The following is a 4715-nucleotide window of genomic DNA, read 5'->3' on the forward strand; positions in this document are numbered from 1 at the left end:
AGGACTTCTTCGGCCTCCTGCCGAACCCAAGATCGATCCAGTAGTATTCGGATCACGCCGAACCGCCAGCAGCCAGACCAAGAGAGTAGCAAGCAGTACGGGGAAATACACAACGGGAGGGTTGAACATGCTGCAATTCTCGGCGTCGTCAGTCCGTCAGTGCACGGGCCGGTCTGTCGTCCGGAAAAGGTGGTCGGGACCTGCCTTGCTGATTGGAGTTCTTCTTGGCACGGCTGGCAGCGCAACCGATTGCGTGGCCGGTGATGGACCCCTGGGTACGCCTGAGATCGACCCCGGCTACACCGGCGAAATAGGCAAGATTGAACCGGGAGATGTGGTCGCACTCGGAAAGTTCGTAAAGGGCGCGACGGACAGCCCTGAAGGCATGATCGACGCGACGATCGGGGTGATGACCCTTGCTTGGCCGCCGGCTGGGATTGCGCTGGGCGTAGGTAAGACTCTGTTCGGTATGCTGGGCGCCTTCGACAAACCCGATGCGACCGCGCTTGCAATCGAGGCCATTAATGAACGGCTGAGGGATCTCGATAGCCGGGTGGGGCGGATCGAGTCTGCCTTGGCTGAACTCGAAAGCACAGTGTTCAAGAACGACAACTACAACAAGCTGCAGCGACTGAAGGATCGGCACCGACAGCTCGCCGCAGAGATCGCCGAGCTGCGGGGGATGGGCACGAGTGTTCTCGCTTTCTCGCGCCCCTTGACGGATCAGGAGCGAGAGCGGATCGGGCGATTGATCGACCGTGTCCTCAATCTGGCCGACACCTTCCTTCGGACAGGTCCGTTCAGCGACCCAGAGCTATGGAACTGGAGTGATTTCAATCTGAAGCGGAAGGTCTATCTCCGTCCGGATTTCCGGCCGTTGCCAACGCTCGAATACTACCTGCTCACCCTCGGCGTCGCCATGACCGCAATCAACCGCTATGTGGGCGACGAACCGGCGACGCTTAAGCTACGTTACGGCCCGCGTCTTGAGCGCCACGCAGACATGCTCGCCAACACCCTGGATCCGGAGATTTCAGCGCGCATCACGTGCCAGATCCAAGCATCTGATCGATATCCTAATGCACAGTCGATGTGCACGGGCAATTGGGTATGTCAGGACACCCTCTCGTACAGGGTCGCACGCGACTCCAATATCGATCGTTATCAGCCGGATCGTAATGCGCTTTGTAACCTCTCCTCGCTGGCGGGGGACGAGCCCAGTCTCGCCGGCAACATGCGGGATCAATATGGGCGCCCTGCCATGCGGGCCGTTGCCGAGCGGCTCAGACGCGCAGCGACGACCGGCGAATTCCGGCTCACCCCCTACGTTCCCACTCGCCGGCAGCCATTCTACGTCGTGCGTGTTAACGGCGAACTGCAATACTATGAGCATGTTGTCTTGGAGGAGCAGCCACTCAAACGACCCATCGTAAGCGACAGGGTCTCGATAGAGAGGCAAAGCACGATGCCTCCAGTACAGGACGACACGCCTGCAGATCGCATGTTTGACGACCAGCTCAACTCACCCCGCCGCTTGGGACCTCCTGTGGCCGAGCTGACAGCGCGGCCTGTGATTAGCGGCAGCGACGTCACAATGTTCCCGCCGAGTCGCATGCTCGACGGCGGGCGCCATGGGCCACCCAAACCCGGTACCCACAATCTCGAGGGGCCGCATGTCCTAGGGGGCGGCTGGGACAGGTTCACCGAGTTGCTCTCAATCGGACCCAGCGCCTTTTTGGCGATCGCGCAAAATGGAACCTTGCAATGGTATTCTAATGTAGGCTCGGTAGGGGCGGGGCCGCAACTCACGGGCCCAGTAAACATCAATGCCGGATGGAACAGGTTCGCGCGGGTGACAGCTGGCGGCGACAGCCGCCTTTACGGGATCGATCCGGATGGGTCGCTCGTCTGGTACCATTACCAGCGCGCCTACGATCCAGGGGCCGCAATTGAGCCGCCTTGGCGCGGTCCAATCGTCGTTGGTTCGGGCTGGGCTCAATTCCAGCACGTGTTCGCCACCGGAGGCGGGCTACTTTTCGCGGTCACTCCAGACGGACGATTACTGTCCTACCGGCACGATGGCTTTGCCAACGGATCGGATACATGGCGGGAGCCGAAGCAAGTGGATACTGGCTGGTCCGGTTTCAAACATATCTTTTCACCAGGAGAGGGACACATCTACGCAATCAAGCCAGGAGGTGAACTGCTCTACTATCAGTTCACACGCTATACGGATGATACGATCGACTGGTATGGACCCGTTCAGATCAGCTCGGGCTTCGGTGATGTAACGCGGGCCTTCTCACCGAAAACTGATGTGCTCAGCGCAGGCATTCCACGCTAGCGGCGAGGGCGATGATGACGCTCCGAGGATTCCTCTCTGCGCTGATCGTTTCATGTTTGTGGATGCCTAGCACAGCTGCCTTCGCGCAGCTGTCTTTGGCACCCTCTCTCGAGCAAGAAGCGGTCACGACCAAGCTGCCGCGTTTCAAGCCTGTGTTGCCGGAAACGGAGGACGTGCCTCTGAAATGCGGCGGCGAGGCCGGGGATGAGCTTCAGGTCGCTCTCGAGGAGCGTAAGCTCGCCTATGTCCGCTGGTCGCGCGAGCGGCCAACCAGGTTGCTGGCCTATTTCAGCAACGACATCCGAATCGTGCCGCCCTGGCCCGAGCACGAGTGGCTGGCTCGTCTCAACGATCCAAATGGCGGCTTATGGTCGCTAGCGTCCATCGACCGTCTTGAGAACGACTCGGATATGGGCGCCCAAGGCTGGATCCGCCTCCTCTATCTCCACACCAACAGCCCGAACCTGCCTGCCGCCGCGGCCGAGCGCATCCGCTCCGCCCTGACACATTATCGCTACTGGATCGACGAGCCGTTCGGCGGAGACCCAAATAAACCGCAGCAGTTCTGGACCGAGAACCACCAGATCATGTATGGCGCGGCGGAGTTCTTGGCAGGGCAGCTCATGCCCGCCGCCACCTTTCGTGATGGGATGACAGGTGCGCAGCATCGCGATAAGGCGCACGCCCGCATCGACCAATGGCTCTCGACGCGTCTCTTCCACGGGTTCAATGAGTGGAACTCGCCAGTCTATTACGAGTACACGTTCACCGCTCTGCTCAATCTGGTCGATTTTAGCGCCGATGAGCGGATCGCAACCCGCGCTGCCATAGCGCTTGATCTGCTCATCTTCGACCTGGCCCGCTTTACCCAGAAGGGCAGCTTCGGTGTGACCGCAGGGCGGGCATACGCGGAACACAAGCATGCAGGATGGCGCCAGTCAGTGGGCGACCTGATAGAGATGCTTTTCGGCACGCGCGGGCGATGGGTCTATGCCGATTCCCTCGGGGCGCATTCCTTGGCTACGACGCGCAAGTATTGTGTCCCAACCGCTCTACTCGCCATCGGCCGGGATCGCCCGGACCGCCTGACTGATCGCTCTCGCGTTAGTATCAATCTAGGCGAGATCCCCGCCATTGGCTATGCGAGCGATGAAGACGGAATGTTTTGGTGGGGTAAGAGCGCATACTTTGTCGGACCGATGGTCGACAAGTCGAATGAGATGATCCGCAAGTACGGGCTGCAATCGGTGTTCGATGCCGAATGGTACACACAGATCCGTAACCTCACGCTGCCGCTGGCCGGTCGTGGGAACGACCTTCTGTCAGCCTTCTTCGAAGGTATGGCTCTCACTCGCGCGAACCTCTACACCTACCGGGACCGCGGCGCGATGCTGTCCAGTGTTCAGGCTTTCCGCGTTGGACAGGTGGGGCCGCAGTTGAACCCCTGGCAGGTGACCTTCGACAATGAGGTGACTGTATTCGGGACTTATCCAGCGGCACTGAACGGCGGAGATGGGCCGAACTGGTGGACGGGGACGGCCGTCATTCCCTTCGTGGTCCAGCGCGACAGCGCGGCAATCGCCATCTACAGCCCTCATCCGGCAAGCGCGCAGGCCCTCGCATTTGGGCATCGCACCCACCTCTGGTTCCCGTTTGGCGAATCCAGCCTCGTCGGGGTTCCCGAGGCGAAAGGCTGGACGCCGCCGGGCATCGACACCGGACGGTTCAAGTTCGATGAAACCCGGATAGAGCGACGGCACGCTTCAAACGACGTGTCCGGATCAATGTGGATGTTCGGTCGCAAGGGGGATGGCTACGTAGGGATATACTCGGCGCAGCCATGCGAACTGGTGACCAATGGTGCGTGGCGCGGCAAGGAGATTGTCTGTGATGGGCTGCGGAACGCCTTCGTCATTCAGGTCGGAAGTGCTGACACATTCGGGTCCTTCTCCACTTTCGTCGATGCCTGCCTGCGGGCTCGAATCAATCTCGGTCGCGGCTTGCTCTCCCCGCTTCGGCCCGGGGTCGACGTGCAGGTGAGCTACGACAGCCCAGACCCACGGGCACGGCAGCTCAATGGAGGCTACCACCTGGAGGCGCATTTCGACAAGCGTGAGGCGCGCTTCAATGGCGCCGTCTATGCGATCAACGCCTTTCCACGCTTTGATAACCCGTATGCGCAGGTTCAGTGGGGTGCAGTCGACTACGAAATCGCCCATGACGGTTTCTGGCTTCGCCACAGCCAGCAAAAGGGTGTTCGGGAAGGGCACGGTCTACGCGTCCGTCCATTCATTGGCACCTTTCCGCTCGATCGGAGCTGGATTGCGCGGCGTCCTTTGTATGTGGTTCGCCCTGGTGGGGAGCTTGTGGA

The 4715-nt window shown here is 60.4% G+C and carries 1 protein-coding gene and 1 pseudogene; both read left to right on the forward strand.

The window, feature by feature from the left end; genetic code table 11:
* The first annotated feature begins 205 nt into the window (after positions 1-205).
* Positions 206-2344 (forward strand): tachylectin-related carbohydrate-binding protein, encoded by a 2139-nt coding sequence (locus JKG68_RS31110; protein ID WP_202066178.1) that lies wholly within the window; start codon positions 206-208, stop codon positions 2342-2344.
* A gap of 62 nt (positions 2345-2406) precedes the next feature.
* Positions 2407-4715: pseudogene (locus JKG68_RS31115) on the forward strand (hypothetical protein); the annotation flags it as partial.

Origin of the sequence: Microvirga aerilata, from assembly GCF_016743775.1 — a bacterium.
GTDB classification, from domain to species: Bacteria; Pseudomonadota; Alphaproteobacteria; order Rhizobiales; family Beijerinckiaceae; genus Microvirga; species Microvirga aerilata.